The organism is Klebsiella sp. RHBSTW-00484 (genome assembly GCF_013705725.1).
In the GTDB taxonomy this organism is placed as follows: Bacteria; Pseudomonadota; Gammaproteobacteria; order Enterobacterales; family Enterobacteriaceae; genus Klebsiella.
Genome location: NZ_CP055481.1, coordinates 3602880 through 3619686 on the forward strand (window position 1 = coordinate 3602880; position 16807 = coordinate 3619686).

Annotated in this window: 14 protein-coding genes and 1 pseudogene; 11 read left to right on the forward strand and 4 right to left on the reverse strand. The window is 54.6% G+C overall.

Translation table 11 applies throughout. The features are described from left to right. Window positions 1-51 precede the first annotated feature (51 nt). Entirely contained in the window at window positions 52-966 is a 915-nt protein-coding gene (lpxP, locus tag HV213_RS17190; RefSeq protein WP_181482636.1) for a kdo(2)-lipid IV(A) palmitoleoyltransferase, read from the reverse strand. A gap of 553 nt (window positions 967-1519) precedes the next feature. Then, window positions 1520-2314 carry a class I SAM-dependent methyltransferase gene (locus tag HV213_RS17195; RefSeq protein WP_181482637.1) on the reverse strand — a complete coding sequence of 265 codons (795 nt, stop codon included), beginning with the start codon at window positions 2312-2314 and terminating at the stop codon, window positions 1520-1522. Window positions 2315-2559: 245 nt separating this feature from the next. Between HV213_RS17195 and fecI the strand changes: the two genes are divergently transcribed. The 10 genes and pseudogenes from fecI to HV213_RS17245 all read left to right on the forward strand — a co-directional run bounded on the left by fecI (window position 2560) and on the right by HV213_RS17245 (window position 13827). Further along, complete coding sequence (gene fecI / locus HV213_RS17200; protein WP_181482638.1) at window positions 2560-3081, forward strand: ferric citrate uptake sigma factor FecI; 522 nt, start codon at window positions 2560-2562, stop codon at window positions 3079-3081. Further along, on the forward strand, window positions 3078-4025 hold the full coding sequence (gene fecR, locus HV213_RS17205; protein ID WP_181482639.1) for a ferric citrate uptake sigma factor regulator FecR: 948 nt from the start codon (window positions 3078-3080) through the stop codon (window positions 4023-4025). The genes fecI and fecR overlap by 4 nt, the downstream gene beginning before the upstream one ends. 98 nt (window positions 4026-4123) lie before the next feature. Continuing rightward, a complete protein-coding gene (gene fecA / locus HV213_RS17210; protein ID WP_181482640.1) occupies window positions 4124-6454 on the forward strand; it encodes a TonB-dependent Fe(3+) dicitrate receptor FecA in 2331 nt (776 codons plus the stop codon). 58 nt (window positions 6455-6512) lie between these two features. Next, window positions 6513-7425 (forward strand): annotated as a pseudogene (locus tag HV213_RS17215) (Fe(3+) dicitrate ABC transporter substrate-binding protein FecB). Continuing rightward, window positions 7422-8420, forward strand: coding sequence for an iron-dicitrate ABC transporter permease FecC (fecC, locus tag HV213_RS17220; protein ID WP_181482641.1), 999 nt, complete (start codon window positions 7422-7424; stop codon window positions 8418-8420). The pseudogene HV213_RS17215 and the gene fecC overlap by 4 nt, the downstream one beginning before the upstream one ends. Beyond that, on the forward strand, window positions 8417-9373 hold the full coding sequence (gene fecD / locus HV213_RS17225; RefSeq protein ID WP_181482642.1) for a Fe(3+) dicitrate ABC transporter permease subunit FecD: 957 nt from the start codon (window positions 8417-8419) through the stop codon (window positions 9371-9373). The genes fecC and fecD overlap by 4 nt, the downstream gene beginning before the upstream one ends. Continuing rightward, complete coding sequence (gene fecE / locus HV213_RS17230; protein WP_181482643.1) at window positions 9374-10141, forward strand: Fe(3+) dicitrate ABC transporter ATP-binding protein FecE; 768 nt, start codon at window positions 9374-9376, stop codon at window positions 10139-10141. A gap of 325 nt (window positions 10142-10466) precedes the next feature. Continuing rightward, window positions 10467-11654: an HD-GYP domain-containing protein gene (locus tag HV213_RS17235; protein ID WP_181482644.1), complete on the forward strand. Its 1188-nt coding sequence runs from the start codon at window positions 10467-10469 to the stop codon at window positions 11652-11654. Window positions 11655-11858: 204 nt separating this feature from the next. After that, the gene (locus tag HV213_RS17240) at window positions 11859-13643 is read left to right on the forward strand and encodes a diguanylate cyclase (protein WP_181482645.1); all 1785 of its coding nucleotides are present in this window, start codon (window positions 11859-11861) and stop codon (window positions 13641-13643) included. A 31-nt stretch (window positions 13644-13674) separates the two neighbouring features. Then, complete coding sequence (locus HV213_RS17245; RefSeq protein ID WP_181486528.1) at window positions 13675-13827, forward strand: tautomerase family protein; 153 nt, start codon at window positions 13675-13677, stop codon at window positions 13825-13827. Here HV213_RS17245 and HV213_RS17250 read toward each other — a convergent pair. Together HV213_RS17250 and HV213_RS17255 are read right to left on the reverse strand one after the other, a co-directional pair. After that, window positions 13808-14635, reverse strand: coding sequence for an aminoglycoside phosphotransferase family protein (locus HV213_RS17250; protein WP_181482646.1), 828 nt, complete (start codon window positions 14633-14635; stop codon window positions 13808-13810). The two genes, HV213_RS17245 and HV213_RS17250, sit on opposite strands and share 20 nt — an antisense overlap. A 120-nt stretch (window positions 14636-14755) precedes the next feature. Beyond that, window positions 14756-15811 carry an SDR family oxidoreductase gene (locus HV213_RS17255; RefSeq protein WP_181482647.1) on the reverse strand — a complete coding sequence of 352 codons (1056 nt, stop codon included), beginning with the start codon at window positions 15809-15811 and terminating at the stop codon, window positions 14756-14758. A 97-nt stretch (window positions 15812-15908) separates the two neighbouring features. On the opposite strand from HV213_RS17255, the gene HV213_RS17260 reads away from it, so the two are divergent. After that, window positions 15909-16793: a LysR family transcriptional regulator gene (locus HV213_RS17260; RefSeq protein WP_181482648.1), complete on the forward strand. Its 885-nt coding sequence runs from the start codon at window positions 15909-15911 to the stop codon at window positions 16791-16793. The last annotated feature ends 14 nt before the right edge of the window (window positions 16794-16807 follow it).

A 16807-nucleotide genomic window follows, 5' to 3' on the forward strand; every position in this document is an offset into this window, starting at 1 on the left:
GCACGTTAACGCAACGGAGACCATTTTGAAAGCGCTGTGAGTGCGGATGTCTTAATACAGCGAAGTTTCGCCCTGCGGACGGGTTTTAAAGCGGCGGTGAACCCACAAATATTGCTCCGGCGCACGCAGGATCTCTTTCTCAATGACTTTATTGATATAGCTGGCCGCATCCTGTTTATCTTCGCCAGGATAATCGCTCATCACATCACTGATATAGAGGCGGTAACCTTTGCGGTCTGGCTTGCGTACCATGCTGATAGTCAGCATTTTCGCACCAGACAGGCGAGATAGCACGTAGGTACCGTTGGTCGTTGCTGCATGTTCCACAGAGAAGAACGGAGCAAACACGCTTCCCTTGGGGCCGTAATCCTGATCCGGGGCGAACCAAACGGCCTCGCCAGATTTCAATGCATGGACCAGACCAGACAAATTGCGGCGGTCGATCATCGCTTTGTTGGAACGTAAACGGCCGCGAGTCTGCACCCACTCCATCAGCGGGCTGTTATGTGGACGGTAAGTTGCCATCATCGGGCGACACAGCCCCATAGTGCGACCACCTAATTCAAGGGACATAAAGTGCACGCCGACAGCCATCACCCCTTTTCCCGCACTCATCGCGTTGTTGAGGTTATCCAGGCCTTCAACGTCAAACCATTTTCTCACTCGCTCATCGCTCCAGAACCATGCCATACCGGTCTCGATAAGACCCATCCCTAGCGACATGAAGTTTTGTTCAATAAGCTTGTCTCGCTCCGCTGGCGACATATCCGGAAAACAGAGTTCGAGGTTACGTCGGGCGATACGTTCACGGCGTTTTAGAAAACGTCGTGATGCCCGGCCAGCGCTGGTACCGATAGTATGTAAAACGGGATAGGGTAATTGAACGATGAGCCAGAGTATGGCAAGGCCAAACCAGGTCCCCCAATTACGGGGATGGAGGAGACTTTTATTAAAAGCGCAAGACATGGTTTTTCCTGTAAACATTCAAACATGAGGTAACGCTTAAGGAAAAAACGAGTCCCTTCATCGAGTCATTAGGCGATACGTATAGCATTACTGACAATAATAATACTGGTAAATTCACTCCGGCAAGTAAAAAACCACGCCAGCATAAAAAAACACAATACAAGCACACCTGTAACAAAATGTAAAATAAAAATGAACAAATCATTACGAATATCTATAAAAAGAATGATTTCCAGGCTAATCATTCATCAGAGCACCGTTGAACTTCGATGCCATGCAAGCAGAAAATCATGGCTGCCTCAGAAGCCATGCGGTGTAGAAGGGAACCACTGGAGGTTAAGTTCGGCCCCTTCCCTGGACATTATAAGCAATAAATACCGCGCTAATCATTACTGGTCAAAATACAAAACCCCACGGCCGTCAATCAGAATGACCCGCCAAAAAAGAGATGCAAGGTGAAATATTTTCGATATTCACCCTGAAATAAGAATCACCTTATTTTACATCGCTGACAGTAAATAATGTTTATCGACAGTTATTCATATTCCTTGCGTTATTTTTCACTCTCCATCTGGACTTTTACACCTTTAACTGAACAGCAGGCGATAAAGTTCAGACGATGCTTTTGACTTTGGAAAAAGCGCATCATCGATAAAAATCTCGGACGATTCTCGCGCTTCAGTAAACCATTACAGGCAATCTTCAGCGCCTGTTTGAATCCTTCATCTTTGATAAGCCCTTTGGGCGACATTAGCGACATCCGCCCGTGGTGATAACGAACGTAATCGAAACCTGTCCGCTCAAAAAGCGTCTGCCAGCCTTCGGCGCTCAACGGGCTCACGTTGGATTTCACTACGCCCTGCAACTGCATCCGTGCCCCCTCTTCCAGCGCCTCTTGCGTGTACATAATATCGTGGGTCAGCAAACGGCCGCCGGGTTTGAGCACGCGAAAATATTCCGCCACCAGCCTCTCCTTAGCTTTATCACCATACATCGTCAGCATCGCCTCATTAATCACTACATCAAAGGAACCATCAGGAAAAGGCAGTCGATTAGCATTAGCCTCCATCACTAATACCCGATTATCCACGCCTTCACGCACGATGTTTTGCCGCGCTATCGCCAGCGCGTCCTTATCCATATCAATAGCGTATACGCTACAGCGAAAACGCTGCGCCAGCTCTATCGAAGTGGTGCCCATATTACAGGCAACCTCCAGCACTTTGCTGTCAGGAGTAAATCCCGCTTGCTGAAACAACCACTCCGTCGCCTCCACGCCGCCGGGGCGCAGACGAGTTTTCCCCAAACTTGCCAAAAATGTATGCCCTGCTTTGTCGCTTGCGTTCATCAGAATCTCCTTATCTATAACATGCATTATAAATACATCATTATGATTACCGAGGGAATAATGATAATGAATTTTATTTGCATTAATGGCGGGGGTAATTGGCGGTAAAAAATCTATTCAATATTTAACAGTTACTTATAGCAACTATTCACTTCATGATTCATAAGCGGATTGCGTTTTAATTGAAATGATAACCATTCTCATATTAACATACGGCACACTGATGAATTTTTCTGAACCCGCTCATGTCCCAGCCTTCCGCTACCGCTGCACCGTTGACGCTTGCCTCGCTGTATAGCGACCATCACGGCTGGCTGAAAAACTGGCTTACCCATAAGCTGCAATCTTCCTTTGACGCCGATGACGTCGCACAGGATACCTTCGTGCGAATTATGGGCGGCGAGCCGCTGGCAACGATTCGCGATCCAAAGTCTTTCCTTTGCACTATTGCCAAACGGGTGATGATCGACCTGTTCCGCCGCAATGCGCTGGAGCGCGCATGGCTGGATATGCTCTCGCAGCTACCGGAAGAGCTGGTCCCCTCGCCCGAGCTGCGACAAAGCCAGCTTGAACTGTTACAGCAGATTGACACCATGCTGGATGGGCTCAATGTAAAAACCCGGGAGGCATTTTTACTCTCACAGCTCGAAGGCCTGACCTACGTCGAAATCGCCAGCCGTCTGTCGGTCTCCGTCAGCTCTGTCAAAAAATATATGGCGAGAGCTACCGAGCACTGCCTGCTTTTTCGCCTGGAGAATAGTCTGTGAACCCGGCGTTGAGCGACTCCCGTCGTCAGGCGTTGCGTTCGGCTTCGCACTGGTACGCCGTTCTGAGCGAGGGTCACGTCAGCCCAACGCAGGAAGCCCGCTGGCAACAGTGGTATGAGCAGAACAATGATCACCAGTGGGCCTGGCAACAGGTGGAAAACTTGCGTCAGCAGATGGGGCAATTGCCCGGCGGACTGGCCAGCCGGGCGCTGCACGATAGCCGTCTGGCTCGCCGCCATGTGCTGAAAGGGCTGCTGCTTTTGCTGGCTGCCGGTGGCGGTTGGCGGCTATGGGACTCCGAACTGGCTGAGGGGCTACGCGCCGACTACCGCACGGCAAAGGGCCTGCCGCGCCAGCAGCGGCTTGCCGATGGCACGCTGCTCACACTGAACACCGAAAGCGCTGCTGATGTCCGTTTTAACGCTCATCAGCGCCTCGTCCATCTGCGCTATGGCGAAATCGCCATTAAGACCGCGCACGACAACCAACAGCGACCGTTCCGGGTACGGACTCGTGATGGCTTGCTAACCGCGCTCGGGACCGAATTCACCGTGCGCCAGTTCGCGGGCGGAACACAACTTGCCGTACAGCAGCACGCCGTCGAAGCGGTTTTGCCTTCGGGCAGCAAGCAAAGAGTCTACGCCGGAGAAAGCCGGTGGTTCACCCGCGATCGCTTCGCCGCCCTGGTCGCACTTAACGGCGGTGAAGATAGCTGGACGCAAGGAATATTAACCTTCCGTGATACCCCACTGAGCGAGGTGGTCGCCAGCGTTGCCCGCTATCGCTCCGGCGTACTGCGCTGCGATCCCGCCGTGGCTGATTTACGCCTCAGCGGAACCTTCCCGTTAGGGGACCCTGACGCCATCCTTAAGGTCATCGCGCAAACCCTGCCGATAAAATTGCAGTTTGTCACCCGCTATTGGGTCACCGTGATTCCGGCTTGAGAAAAAAAATCAAAAAAATTCTCATTCTCCATTGTCCCTTTTCCCCTGCTCGTTCGACTTATTAGGTGAATACAACCAAAAACGATCATGGAGAACTCATGACGCCTTTACGCGTTTTACGCAAACCGCTGCCTCTGGTGATGGCAATCCGTATCAGTCTGCTGCCGTTAGTGGGGCTGACTTCCGTGCCGGTATTTGCCGCCACGCAGTTTGATATTGCAGCCGGGGATTTAGACAACGTACTTAACCAATATGCCGCCCGCAGCGGCATCACGCTCTCCGCCGATGCCAGCCTGACGCGCGGTAAGCTCAGCCCCGGCCTGCACGGCAGTTTTGAAACCGAGCAGGGATTACACACGCTGCTGGACGGCAGCGGATTACAGCTAAAAGCGCTGGGTAATAACGTCTGGACGCTGGAACCAGCGCCCGTCAGTAGCGAATCTACCTTAACCGTAGTGGGCGACTGGCTCGGCGACGCCCGGGAAAACGATGTCTTTGTGCACGCAGGTGCCCGTGATGTTATCCGCCGGGAAGATTTCGCCAAAACCGGCGCGACCACCATGCGCGAAGTTCTGAACCGAATTCCCGGCGTGAATGCACCGGAAAATACCGGTACCGGTAGTCACGATCTGGCGATGAACTTTGGTATTCGCGGCCTCAATCCGCGCCTTGCCAGCCGTTCCACGGTATTGATGGACGGCATCCCAGTGCCTTTTGCGCCTTACGGCCAGCCGCAGCTTTCGCTGGCACCGGTCTCGCTCGGCAATATGGATGCGGTGGATGTGGTACGCGGTGCCGGTGCGGTGCGCTATGGGCCGCAGAGCGTCGGCGGCGTGGTGAACTTCGTAACCCGCGCGATCCCGCAGGATTTCGGTATTGCGGGGGGCGTTGAAGGGCAGCTCAGCCCCACCTCTTCGCAAAACAATCCGAAAGAGACGCATAACTTAATGATCGGCGGCACGGCGGATAACGGTTTCGGCTCCGCCCTGCTCTACTCTGGCACCCGCGGCAGCGACTGGCGCGAACACAGCGCGACGCGTATCGACGATGTGATGCTGAAAAGCAAATATGCGCCCAACGAAGTGCATACCTTTAACAGCCTGCTGCAATACTACGACGGCGAAGCCGATATGCCCGGCGGCCTCTCCCGCGCCGACTATAACGCCGATCGCTGGCAATCCACCCGCCCTTACGACCGCTTCTGGGGACGCCGCCAGCTCGCCAGTCTTGGCTACCAATATCAACCTGACGCGCAGCACAAATTTAATATTCAGGGGTTCTATACCCACACCCTGCGCAGCGGTTATCTGGAACAGGGCAAGCGTATTACCCTCTCGCCGCGTGAATATTGGGTTCGCGGCATTGAACCACGCTACAGCCAGAGCTTTATGATAGGCCCATCGGCGCATGAAGTCGGCGTCGGCTACCGCTATGTGAATGAATCGACCCACGAGATGCGTTATTACACCGCGACCACCAGCGGCGAGCTGCCCAGCACCGCCAGCCCGTACGATCGCGATACCCGCTCCGGCACCGAAGCTCACGCCTGGTATATCGACGATCGCATTGATATCGGCAACTGGACGATAACGCCGGGCATGCGCTTTGAGCACATCGAGTCATATCAGGACAACAATATAAAAGGCACCCGCGAGCAGGTCAGCTATAACGCGCCGCTCCCGGCGCTAAACGTTCTTTATCACCTCACCGACAGCTGGAATATCTATGCCAACACAGAAGGCTCATTCGGCACCGTACAGTACAGCCAAATTGGCAAGGCTGTGCAAAGCGGCAATGTGGAACCGGAAAAAGCACGCACCTGGGAAGTCGGCACCCGCTACGACGACGGCGCGCTGAGCGCCGAGATGGGGCTATTCCTGATTAACTTTAATAATCAGTACGACTCCAACCAGACTAACGACACGGTTACCGCGCGCGGTAAAACCCGTCATAGCGGCCTGGAAGCGCAAACCCGTTACGACCTTGGCGAACTTTCCCCCACCCTGGATAACCTCTCTGTCTACGCCAGCTATGCCTATGTCAACGCCGAAATCCGCGAAAAAGGTGATACCTACGGCAACCAGGTTCCCTTTTCACCAAAACACAAAGGCACCTTTGGCGTCGATTACAAGCCCGGCAGCTGGACGTTTAACCTCAATAGCGACTTCCAGTCCAGCCAGTTTGCGGATAACGCCAACACCGTGGAGGAGAGCGCCGACGGCAGCACCGGGCGTATCCCTGGCTATATGCTGTGGGGCGCGCGCGTGGCCTATGATTTTGGCCCGCAAATGGCCAACCTCAACCTCGCGCTGGGGGTGAAGAACATCTTCGATCATGAGTATTACACCCGCTCTTACGACGATAACAACAAAGGCCTTTACGCCGGTCAGTCGCGCACGCTGTATCTGCAAGGATCGATGAAATTCTGATGATGGTTTGTTGCCGGATAGCGGCGAAAGCGCCCTGTCCGGCAAGCTGGAGTTGACTATGTTTAGCATTGTTCGCATGTTTATTTTTGGCCTGCTATTCCTGACAGGCCCCGCATTCGCTGTCACCGTGCAGGATGAGCACGGCACCTTTACTCTTGATAAGACACCGCAGCGGATCGTGGTGCTCGAGCTCTCCTTTGTTGACGCGCTGGCGGCGGTTGACGTCAACCCGGTGGGCGTTGCCGATGATAACGACCCATCGCGAATTCTGCCGGACGTACGTGCGCGCCTGAAACCCTGGCAGTCGGTAGGTACCCGCGCCCAGCCCTCACTGGAAGCCATCAGCGCCCTTCATCCTGACCTGATTATTGCCGATAGCAGCCGCCATAGCGGCATTTACGCCTCCCTGCGGCAGATTGCCCCGGTACTGTTGTTGAAATCACGCAATGAAACCTATGAGGAAAATCTGCAGTCGGCGGCGATTATTGGCAAAGCGGTTGGCAAAGAGGCAGAGATGCAGCAGCGCCTGGCGCAGCATCGGCAAACCATGGCAGCGTTTGCCCGCCAGCTACCAGCCGGTACCAGCCGGTACCAGCGTGCTATTTGGCACCTCACGCGAGCAGCAGTTCAATCTTCATTCTACGCAATCGTATACCGGCAGCGTGCTGGTGGCGCTTGGACTGAAGGTTCCGCAGCCGATCAACGGCGCGCCGATGGCGGCGATCAATCTCGAACAGCTGCTGGCGATTAATCCGCAATGGTTGCTGGTGGCCCATTATCGGGCCGAAAGCATCGTTAAAAAATGGCAGCAGGACGCGCTCTGGCAAATATTACAGGCCCAACAAAAGCAGCAGATTGCCGCCGTCGATAGCAACAGCTGGGCAAGAATGCGCGGGATCTTTGCCGCCGAGCGTATCGCTGGCGATATGGTGAAAATCGTCCACCACCAGGCGGTTGATAGCGCACCATGAGACCATTCCGTCGATCGTTTTTTATCTGGGGATTGCCGCTGCTGACGCTCATCGGTCTGTTCTGGCTGAGCCTGTTTTGCTATTCGGCAATCCCGATCTCGCCGCTAAATGCCCTGCACGCCTTGCTCGCGCCGAAAACGCCTCCTCTTGCGCAGGCGTTAGTGCTTAATCTGCGCCTGCCCCGCAGCCTGGTGGCGATGATGCTCGGGGCCAGCCTCGCTGTTTCAGGCTCGCTGCTGCAAACCCTGACCCATAACCCGCTGGCCTCTCCCTCTTTGCTGGGCATCAATAGCGGCGCGGCGCTGGCAATGGCGCTGACCAGCGCCTTCAGCCCGGCACTGCTGACCGGGCTTTCGTTGGCGTTGATTGCCGCCTGCGGCGGTGGAATTAGCTGGATGCTGGTGATGACCGCTGGCGGCGGCTGGCGTCAGGAGCTGGATCGCAATCGGCTGATCCTCGCCGGGATTGCCCTCTCGGCGCTATGTATGGCGCTGACCCGCATAACTCTGCTGCTGGCGGAAGATCACGCATACGGTATTCTCACCTGGCTGGCGGGCGGCGTTTCCCACGTGCGCTGGGCAGAGTTCTGGCAGCTTCTGCCTTTTACGGTATTGATTATTCCCGGTGTCTTTCTGTTGGCCAATGCGCTTAATTTGCTGAACGTCAGCGATAGCGCCGCCCATTCACTGGGAGTGAACTTGCCCCGTCTGCGCCTGCTGATTAACGCCGCCGTTTTGTTACTCACCGGGGCCTGCGTCAGCGTCGCCGGGCCGGTCGCCTTTATCGGTCTGCTGATCCCGCATCTGGCACGGCTTTGGGCCGCTCACGATCATCGTACGCTTCTGCCCATGAGCGCCATGCTGGGCGCTTTATTTATGCTATTAGCGGATATTCTCGCCAGAACGCTGGCCTGGCCGGGAGAGCTCCCGGCGGGCGCGGTGCTGGCGCTGGTCGGTGCCCCCTGTTTCGTCTGGCTGGTCCGGAGGCGCGGATGAGACTCCGCCGCGTCAGCTTTTTACTGCTCGTTCTGGCGCTGTTAACCGTACTTTCGTTGCGTATGGGCGCGGTCCCGCTGCCGTGGCGGGCGCTGCTTGACGGCTGGCATCCGGGTAGCGAACATCACTACGTCCTGATGCAATATCGCCTGCCGCGCGTGGTGCTGGCGCTGATTATCGGCGCCGCGCTGGCGGTTTCCGGCGTGCTGATTCAGGGCGTTGTGCGTAATCCGTTGGCCTCACCAGATATTCTGGGCATTAACCATGCGGCGAGCCTGACGTCGGTCGCCGCACTGTGGTTTTTACCCTCCCTGTCCCTGCTGTGGCTGCCGCTGCTGGCCTTTATCGGCGGGATAACGGCGATGGCGGTGCTGATAATTCTTGCCGGTTTTTCCCGCCCAATGCGCCTGGCGCTGACTGGGGTGGCGCTGTCGGCCTGCTGGGCCAGCGTGACCGATTATCTTTTACTGTCGCGCCCTCAGGAAATCAATAACGCGCTGCTGTGGCTAACCGGTAGCCTGTGGGCCAGAGATGGCTCGTTTGTGATTGTCGCTCTGCCCTTGCTCACCGTGCTGCTGCCCCTGAGCTTTACTCTCAGCCGCGATCTCGACCTGCTGGCCTTAGGCAGCGACCGCGCCGGAACGCTCGGCGTCAACACGCGCTGGCTTAACGGCTACGGCCTCACTCTGGCAGTCGCCCTCGCCTCGGTCAGCGTCGCGGTCTGCGGCCCTATCGCTTTTATCAGTCTCGTCGTGCCGCATCTTGTTCGCCGCCTGTTCGGTGGACGTCATCGTTATTTACTGCCGGTTTCGGCGCTGATGGGCGGGCTGGTTCTGCTGCTCGCCGATCTGCTGGCGCGAACGCTCAACCCGCCGATGGAGCTTCCGGCAGGCGTGCTGACAGCGATTATTGGCGCGCCCTGGTTTATCTGGCTACTTGTGAGAATGCGTTAAATGGAACTGCGAACGGAAAATCTGACCGCTGGCTATGACGGCAAGCGCATTATTAACAATCTCAACCTGACGTTACCGGGTGGGAAAATCACCGCGCTGCTGGGGCCGAACGGCTGCGGTAAGTCCACTCTGCTGAAGTGCTTTTCTCGCCTTCTGACGCCGGACGCTGGGGAGATTTGGCTTGGTAATCAGACCTTAAATGGTATCTCGACTCGTCAACTGGCACGGCGGCTGGCGCTCCTTCCGCAGCAGCATTACGTACCGGAAGGCGTGACCGTGCGCGAGCTGGTCAGCTATGGTCGCAGCCCGTGGTTGCCAATATGGGGACGGCTTTCGACACAGGATAGAGAGAGCATTGAGCGCGCGCTTGAACGAACAGGCATCGCTGCGCTGGCGGAGCAGCCACTAAGCGCCCTTTCCGGCGGCCAGCGGCAGCGGACTTTTCTGGCGCTACTGCTGGCTCAGGATACGCCGCTGGTGCTGCTTGATGAGCCAACAACCTGGCTGGATATCAATCACCAGGTGGAGTTAATGAAGCTGATGCGCGAGCTACAGCTAATGGGAAAAACTGTGGTCACCGTGCTGCACGATCTTAACCAGGCCAGCCGCTACTGCGATCATTTGGTGGTACTTGCTGGGGGCCAGGTGCAGGCTCAGGGCCCAGCGGAAACGGTGCTGACGCCAGAAATGCTGCGCGAGGTCTTCAGTCTGGAGGCAGAGATTCATCCGGAGCCGGTATCGCTGCGCCCGATGTGCGTGGTGAAATAATCCGGATATGGCGTAATAAAAATGCATGATAAGAATTAACTCATTCAATTCTGTCATACAGGCCTAAAATAAATAATGGCTACAGTATACCCGTCATACTTCAAGTTGCATGCGCGTTGGCTACGTTCGTTCACCCCAGTCACTTACTTAAGTAAGTTCCCAGGGATTCACTTACTTGCCGCGTTACTCGGCCTATGGCCTCGCCCCTTCGGGGCCAGCGCAAGCGCTGTTCAAGGCACAAGTGCCTTGTCCTGTAACTCGAATTATTTAGGGTATATCGGCGAAATGAACCAAAACAATTCGGGTAACGCGATGGAGAAAAACGATGCGTATCGCCTTAAAATCAGCATTGATGCTTGCCACCCGCGTCATACAAATCATTAACCCTGAATTACATCTTCATATGCAAAGAACGGCGCTGATTGCGCTGGAGCTTGCGCTCGCGGCCGGTTTGTCTCGTCAGCAACAGCAGACCATTTTTTGCGCCGCTCTGCTGCACGATATCGGCGTGCTGGGCGACAAAAGGGTTATCGCTTCACTCAACGCGATAGATAATCTCGACGACCCGCATCAGCATCGGGGAGCCGAAATGCTAGATGGGTTAGCCACTCTGGCCCCCATTCTGCCGATTATCCGCGACCACCATTTTAGCCCGAGCCACAGAGGCAGCCTCGAACAGCATATTGTTTATTTTGCCGACGTTTTTGAGCGCCTGTTATCCAGCGATAAAACCGCCACCATCTATCAAACCGACATTGTCATTGATAAATTTCGTGCACTATATCAGGAGATCGACCCGCAGCTGTGTCAGACCTTATGCCAGCTCGCCCAAAAGGAGCATTTTTGGCTGCATCTTAACCCCGGGCATATTCAGCGGATGCTGGAGATTATCGGCCCAATTAACGCTATTTACATCGATATCGATGGCCTGAAAGACATCTGTTTATTGATCGCCAAAATTGTAGACACCTACAGCAGCTTTACCGCCAGCCACAGTCTGATGGTCGGGAAAATATCCCGAATGCTGGCAACCTATATAAATCTGCCGGAATTAGAGTGCCAAAAAATCGAAATCGCCGGCTATTTACATGATATTGGCAAAATCTATATCCCGTTGGCGATTCTGGAAAAACAGGGTGAACTGGATGACGAAGAGCTACTTCAGGTTCGTGAGCATAGCTACATGACCGGTAAACTGCTTAGCGCCTTTAGCGAACTTGGCGAGATCATTAACTGGGCCGCCAATCATCATGAAAAACTGGATGGCAGCGGTTATCCTCTCCATCTTAATGAGGATTATCTGCAGCTCCCGGACCGTATTATCGCCATCGCCGATATTTTTACCGCCCTCACCGAAGACCGCCCCTATCGCCACGGAATGAACCTTCAGCAAGCATTACAGCTGATAGAGGCTGATGTCATCAATGGTGCGTTGGATAAAGACGTGTATCGCGTATTGCACCAGCATGCCAAAGCGCTCCACGCTATTATTACTAACACACTGCACTCTTGAGAGTTGGGCCTGTACGGGTAAACCAAGGGTGCAGTCATAAATAAAAATATACCCTAAATAATTCGAGTTGCTTAAAGGCGGCAAGGGAGGGAGTCCCCAGGAGCATAGATAACTATGTGACTGGGGTGAGCGCACGTAGCCAACACATAAGCAACTTGAGTATGACGGGTATAATTAATTCATCTGCACGTAAGGATATATCCGGTGAGAATCGCCACCATGACCAACTGGGCCTACGGGATCACCGTCGGCCTGACCCTCGCTTCAGGCATCGCAATGCTGATGGCCTCCAGCGCGGACAATGCCGAACGCCAGGCCGTCGAACAGCGCCAGCAGTTCGATCAGCTTAGTGAAGAAGTGGAAAGAGGCGCCTGGGAGCTTTCAGACCTCACGCGGCTGTATATCATCAGAAAAAATCCGGATGTTTTACAAAGGTATCGCCAGCGCGTTCAAGAAATTATCGGCATTGAACATCGACTGGAAAAACTAAAGGATAACGGCGCAACACTTGAAGAACTGGCGCTACTGCGCGACGGTTTACTGATAGCTGATGAACTACAAGATGAGCAGCAAACGGCCCTGGAGCATGCCGATCGGGGTGAAGAGGAAGAGGCGGTAAACTTACTGTACGGCATTCCCTACGAGCAAGAACTTGAGCAGATGCAGACGCAGCTTGACCATTTTCGTCTGATGCTTGAAGGCCGGGTGAATAAAACCATTTCCGAGGCCACGGAGAAATCGCGTATCTGGCGAACCCTTTCCGAGGTGATGGTGGGACTGACAGCGCTAATGTTCCTGTTTGTGCTGGGTTTTCTTCTCAAACGCCGGGTGCTATATCCCGTCGTGCGCTTGAGCGATGTCGTGCAGCGGCTGGCTTCCCAGGACTACGCTGTCGAAACGCCGCAGTTTACCCAGATAGATGAAATTGGCGATATGGCCCAGGCGATTCGTATCTTCCGCGAAAACGGTCTGGCGCGACAGCGACTTGAGCAAGAGCGCGATGCCGACTGGGCTATTCGGGAACTGCTGGCGCGGATGACCCAGCGGCTACAAGGCTGCGAGTCCTTCGAGGATGTCATCAAGGTTGCTGAGCTGTTCGCGCCGAATATCGCCCCTGAGATCCCCGGCCGACTCTATATCCTCGATACCGATCCCTGGCAGATGCGCTGCGTCGCGCAGTGGCTGTCGCCGCCGGATGAACCTGGTGTTTTCCATCCCGACAACTGCTGGGCCGTTCGGCGCGGGCTGAGCCACCCTCCGGTAAATGGCGAGCCAGACATTGCCTGCTACCACCTGCCGCACGCGCAGGCTAACCAATCGCTGTGCGTGCCGCTCATTGCCCAGGGCGAAGCCATTGGCCTGCTTTCATTCCGCAACGTAACCCCTTCCACAGCCCCTTCTCGCGCCTATCTCGAACTGATGGCCGAAGCGCTGGGGCTGGCGTTGGCTAACCAGCGTTTACGTAACGCGCTACTGGAAAAAGCGCTGTTCGATTCGCTCACTGGATTGCGTAACCGCCATCATCTGGACGATGCTCTGCACACGCAGATGAATCTGGCCGTGCGCAACGGTACGCCGCTAAGCTGTCTGATGATCGATATCGATCACTTTAAGGCAATCAATGATAATTACGGCCACGAGGCGGGCGATCTGGTGATTAAAAGCGTCGCCGCGATCATCCAGCGTGCAGTGCGTGATATCGGGATGGCCTTCCGCTACGGCGGCGAAGAGTTCCTGGTGCTGCTGGCTGGAACCAACGAAGAGGCCGCTATGGCCTGTGCTACCGATATTTATAACAGCGTACATCTGCTGACCTTACGCTATGGACTGGCTGAGATGGGTCAGGTTGATGTCTCCATCGGCATCGCCAGCTACCCACAGCATACCCAAAGCGATAGCCTGCTGCGCGCGGCGGATGCGGCGCTCTACCGGGCAAAAGAGCTGGGGCGTTCAAGGATTGTGAGCTTTGGGATGTTGAAAGCGGAGTGAGTGGCGTTCTTAGAACCCTCTCCTCCCGCTAATGCAGCGCGACCTGGGGGCGGCAGAGACGCTGGGTATTCGCCCGGATGATGTCATGGTGATCATTCAGTTCAATACCGCCGATGAGTGGTATGATTGCGCTGCGCCGAATGCAGGCCAGGTTGAGCTTCTGCTCACTGCTCAAGGGCACTAATTGCCAACTCAGCGACTTTTAATGTTGTCGATACATCGCCGTTACTTTCGAGGGACCATGCTGCTGATAGCCCGCACCATGAAATGATCCATTTGAGAAGGCGCTCTCTGTCCAGGCCCGCCGTCTCGGTAACGATACTTAGTCGTTGTTTAAATATTTCTGGAACAGTCGCTACACGCGGCACTTGATTATCAAGATCCGGGTTAGTGAAAATATTGGCAAAGTCGAACCCTCGTTCACCTATAAGCCCTTTTGGATCGATGGCCAACCAGCCAGACGTCTCAAAATCGAGCACATTACCGTGGTGTAAGTCACCATGTAACACAACGACATCGCGTGGAGACGAAAGCAATTCTTCTGAGGTCTCCGCACAAATTGTCAGGGTGCCACCATATTTCAGAGCTGCTGGTTTTAGTGAAGAAAACCATTCATACAGAGTTGTTAACCGGGGCAAGGGTCTCGTGGAGGGTTGATGAAGCCTGTTAGCCGTGGCGCACAAAATGCGACAGGCTTCATTATCCTGACCTTTTCTCGACATCGTTGCCAGTGACGCAGAGCCTGTCGCACGGGCGAGTAGAATTGCTTCGTTTTCATGCGCAATAACCTTTGCTGCACCGTTACCTTCCCACCATGTCATGAGGGCGTTCCCGGTTTGCTCATCCGCATCATCAGTCACTTTCAGCATGGCCTTAATACCATGTGCTGCTGTTTTAACCGGGAGTAGCTTTGAGGTATGCGTGATAAATGGGTTGCCGTCCGCGATGAGATCCCAACGATTCAACCAGAAACTTAACTTGCCTGTATCCATAACGCTTCCTTTAAAATTCTTATTGTCATTTTCTCCCCCCTCACTGCGCCGTCCGGACACATTCAGGCCCCCATCTCAGCGAGGGCCTGCATTATCTGCAATCTGCTGCGTAATACCTTGTCAGGGGATAATACACGCGGATCTCAATTGCGCGAACAGGCTGAAAAACATGTCGTCGGTTGCCTGCATGCGAGTAAAGCCTGCCCGGCGCAATTTGCTACCGTCACCAAACATGTCGTAATTCCAGCTAAACACAAAATCGGCAAACTTCCCGTCGTTTAGCTGCAAGATGTCCGCTTCCACCAGTCTGCTCCCGGCAAGTTCGCGCCATTGTGCGCGATAGTCCTTAAATAACTGGTGAAATGACAGTCTGACCGGCGGGGCGCATTCCAGCTCAAACCAGCGCGCGATATGCGGCCACAACTCACTCCAACGCCAGACGTCACCGTTATTCACGTTGAATGCCTGATTCTCTGCCATCGGTGAGGTTGCTGCCCACAGCGTCGCCTCCGCCAACAATCCGGCATCAGTATGATCAACGATGCTGTGCCAGGTTTGTTCCGAGCCGGGAAAGCGCAAAGGTAAATTCTGCGCCTTACACAAAGACGCATACAGTGCGATGCTCAAAGCGAGGTTCATAACATTACCGGGCACTGCGCTACCCACCACGCCCGGCCTGATGGCATTCCAGTGCCACGTTTTTCCATGCTGAAAATCGCTAAGCCATGCGAGTTGAGCAGCGTTAAATTCCGCGCCAGGTACGCCAGGATCGCTTTCGCGCGCTGGGGTTTTGAATGGCCCAAGATGCGCGCCGTAGACTTTGTAGCCCTGCATCAGGCTTACGGTCTGTAGCGGGGCCGTTTTCTCAATGTTACTCACCAGGTTGCGCAGCATGGTGACATTCGGTTCAACCATTTCTGTCCAGTTCGCGGCATTCATCCAGGCGCTGTAAAAAATATGGGTGATGCCGCTGAGGGATTGCAGTCTTTGGGCGCTGTGCTGTGCATCCAATAAGTCGACGTTGATTATCGGAATGCCATCAGGGTGGGATGACGCCTGGCGGCTCAAGCCGATAACCTCCCACTTATTGTGCAGGAGCGTTTTGACAAGTTGCCTACCGACAATCCCGCTGGCGCCGGCAACCAGCGCGACCTTTTGTTGCTGCATCTTATTCATGGTGTTTCTCCAGAGAAGGTGACAGATACAGTGTGATATATTATTTTTTTCACACATATCCCATGAAACTGATGACACTTATAAGAAAAATCATTAAATGAACAATAAGCTCAATGCGATTGCCACCTTCTTGCGCGTGGCTGAAGCAGGCTCCTTTTCTGCGGCAGCCCGTCAGAGCGGTATCAAACAATCGGCGGTCAGCCAGCAGATTGCCGCGCTTGAGGAAGAGCTCGGCGTGGTGTTGCTGCATCGAACAACGCGAGTAATGGCGCTGACTGAACAGGGAGAAATTTATCGACGTGATATGCAGCTTTTGTTGGAGGCCATGCGGGAAGCAGAGAGGCGACTGAACCCCGACCATCTATGGCAAGGCAAGGTACATATGCAGTTGCCGAGCGGTCTGGGCCAGATCTTTTTGCCACATCTGCTGGCGCTTCAGACCACGAATCCAGAGCTGCATCTTACGATCTCACTTGATGACCGCGTTGCTGACCTTGTGACTGAAGGGGTTGATATCGCGCTGCGCCTCAGCAGTGAGCCCCCGCAGGCACATGCGGCGCGCGTGCTGGCGCGCATTGAAACGGCGCTTTTTGCTGCCCCCGGTTTTAAACCCGTGGATACTGTGAGCAAGTTGACTGGACTTCCTCATGTACGGTTCAGCGGCATCGCACAGGAAGCACCGCTACGCTTAATTTCTGCTGATGAGACTATCGATGTGAAGGTCAATACCGTTTTTCGTGCCAACACCAGTGAAGCGCTGTTACTGGCACTGGAGTCAGGCATCGGTATCGGCGGCATGCAGCGACCGCTCGCGGCCAGGGCTTTACGATCCGGTACACTGGTTCCGGTATTACCCGCCTGGCGGTTACCTGACCGTTTCCTCTATGCCGTCTATCCCGATGCCCGTTTTATCCCGCAAAGGGTCAGAAGCATTATTAGTGTGATCGAACAATTACTGCCTGAGATAACCGGGAATATCTGAAACGTTTATCGTGC

Coding starts and splice junctions, on each gene's coding strand:
- HV213_RS17245 (WP_181486528.1), top strand. CDS start 13,675: ATGCAGCGCGACCTGGGGGCGGCAGAGACGCTGGGTATTCGCCCGGAT.
- fecA (WP_181482640.1), top strand. CDS start 4,124: ATGACGCCTTTACGCGTTTTACGCAAACCGCTGCCTCTGGTGATGGCA.
- HV213_RS17250 (WP_181482646.1), bottom strand. CDS start 14,635: ATGGATACAGGCAAGTTAAGTTTCTGGTTGAATCGTTGGGATCTCATC.
- fecI (WP_181482638.1), top strand. CDS start 2,560: ATGTCCCAGCCTTCCGCTACCGCTGCACCGTTGACGCTTGCCTCGCTG.
- HV213_RS17260 (WP_181482648.1), top strand. CDS start 15,909: ATGAACAATAAGCTCAATGCGATTGCCACCTTCTTGCGCGTGGCTGAA.
- fecC (WP_181482641.1), top strand. CDS start 7,422: ATGAGACCATTCCGTCGATCGTTTTTTATCTGGGGATTGCCGCTGCTG.
- HV213_RS17255 (WP_181482647.1), bottom strand. CDS start 15,811: ATGAATAAGATGCAGCAACAAAAGGTCGCGCTGGTTGCCGGCGCCAGC.
- lpxP (WP_181482636.1), bottom strand. CDS start 966: ATGTCTTGCGCTTTTAATAAAAGTCTCCTCCATCCCCGTAATTGGGGG.
- fecE (WP_181482643.1), top strand. CDS start 9,374: ATGGAACTGCGAACGGAAAATCTGACCGCTGGCTATGACGGCAAGCGC.
- fecD (WP_181482642.1), top strand. CDS start 8,417: ATGAGACTCCGCCGCGTCAGCTTTTTACTGCTCGTTCTGGCGCTGTTA.
- HV213_RS17195 (WP_181482637.1), bottom strand. CDS start 2,314: ATGAACGCAAGCGACAAAGCAGGGCATACATTTTTGGCAAGTTTGGGG.
- HV213_RS17235 (WP_181482644.1), top strand. CDS start 10,467: ATGCGTATCGCCTTAAAATCAGCATTGATGCTTGCCACCCGCGTCATA.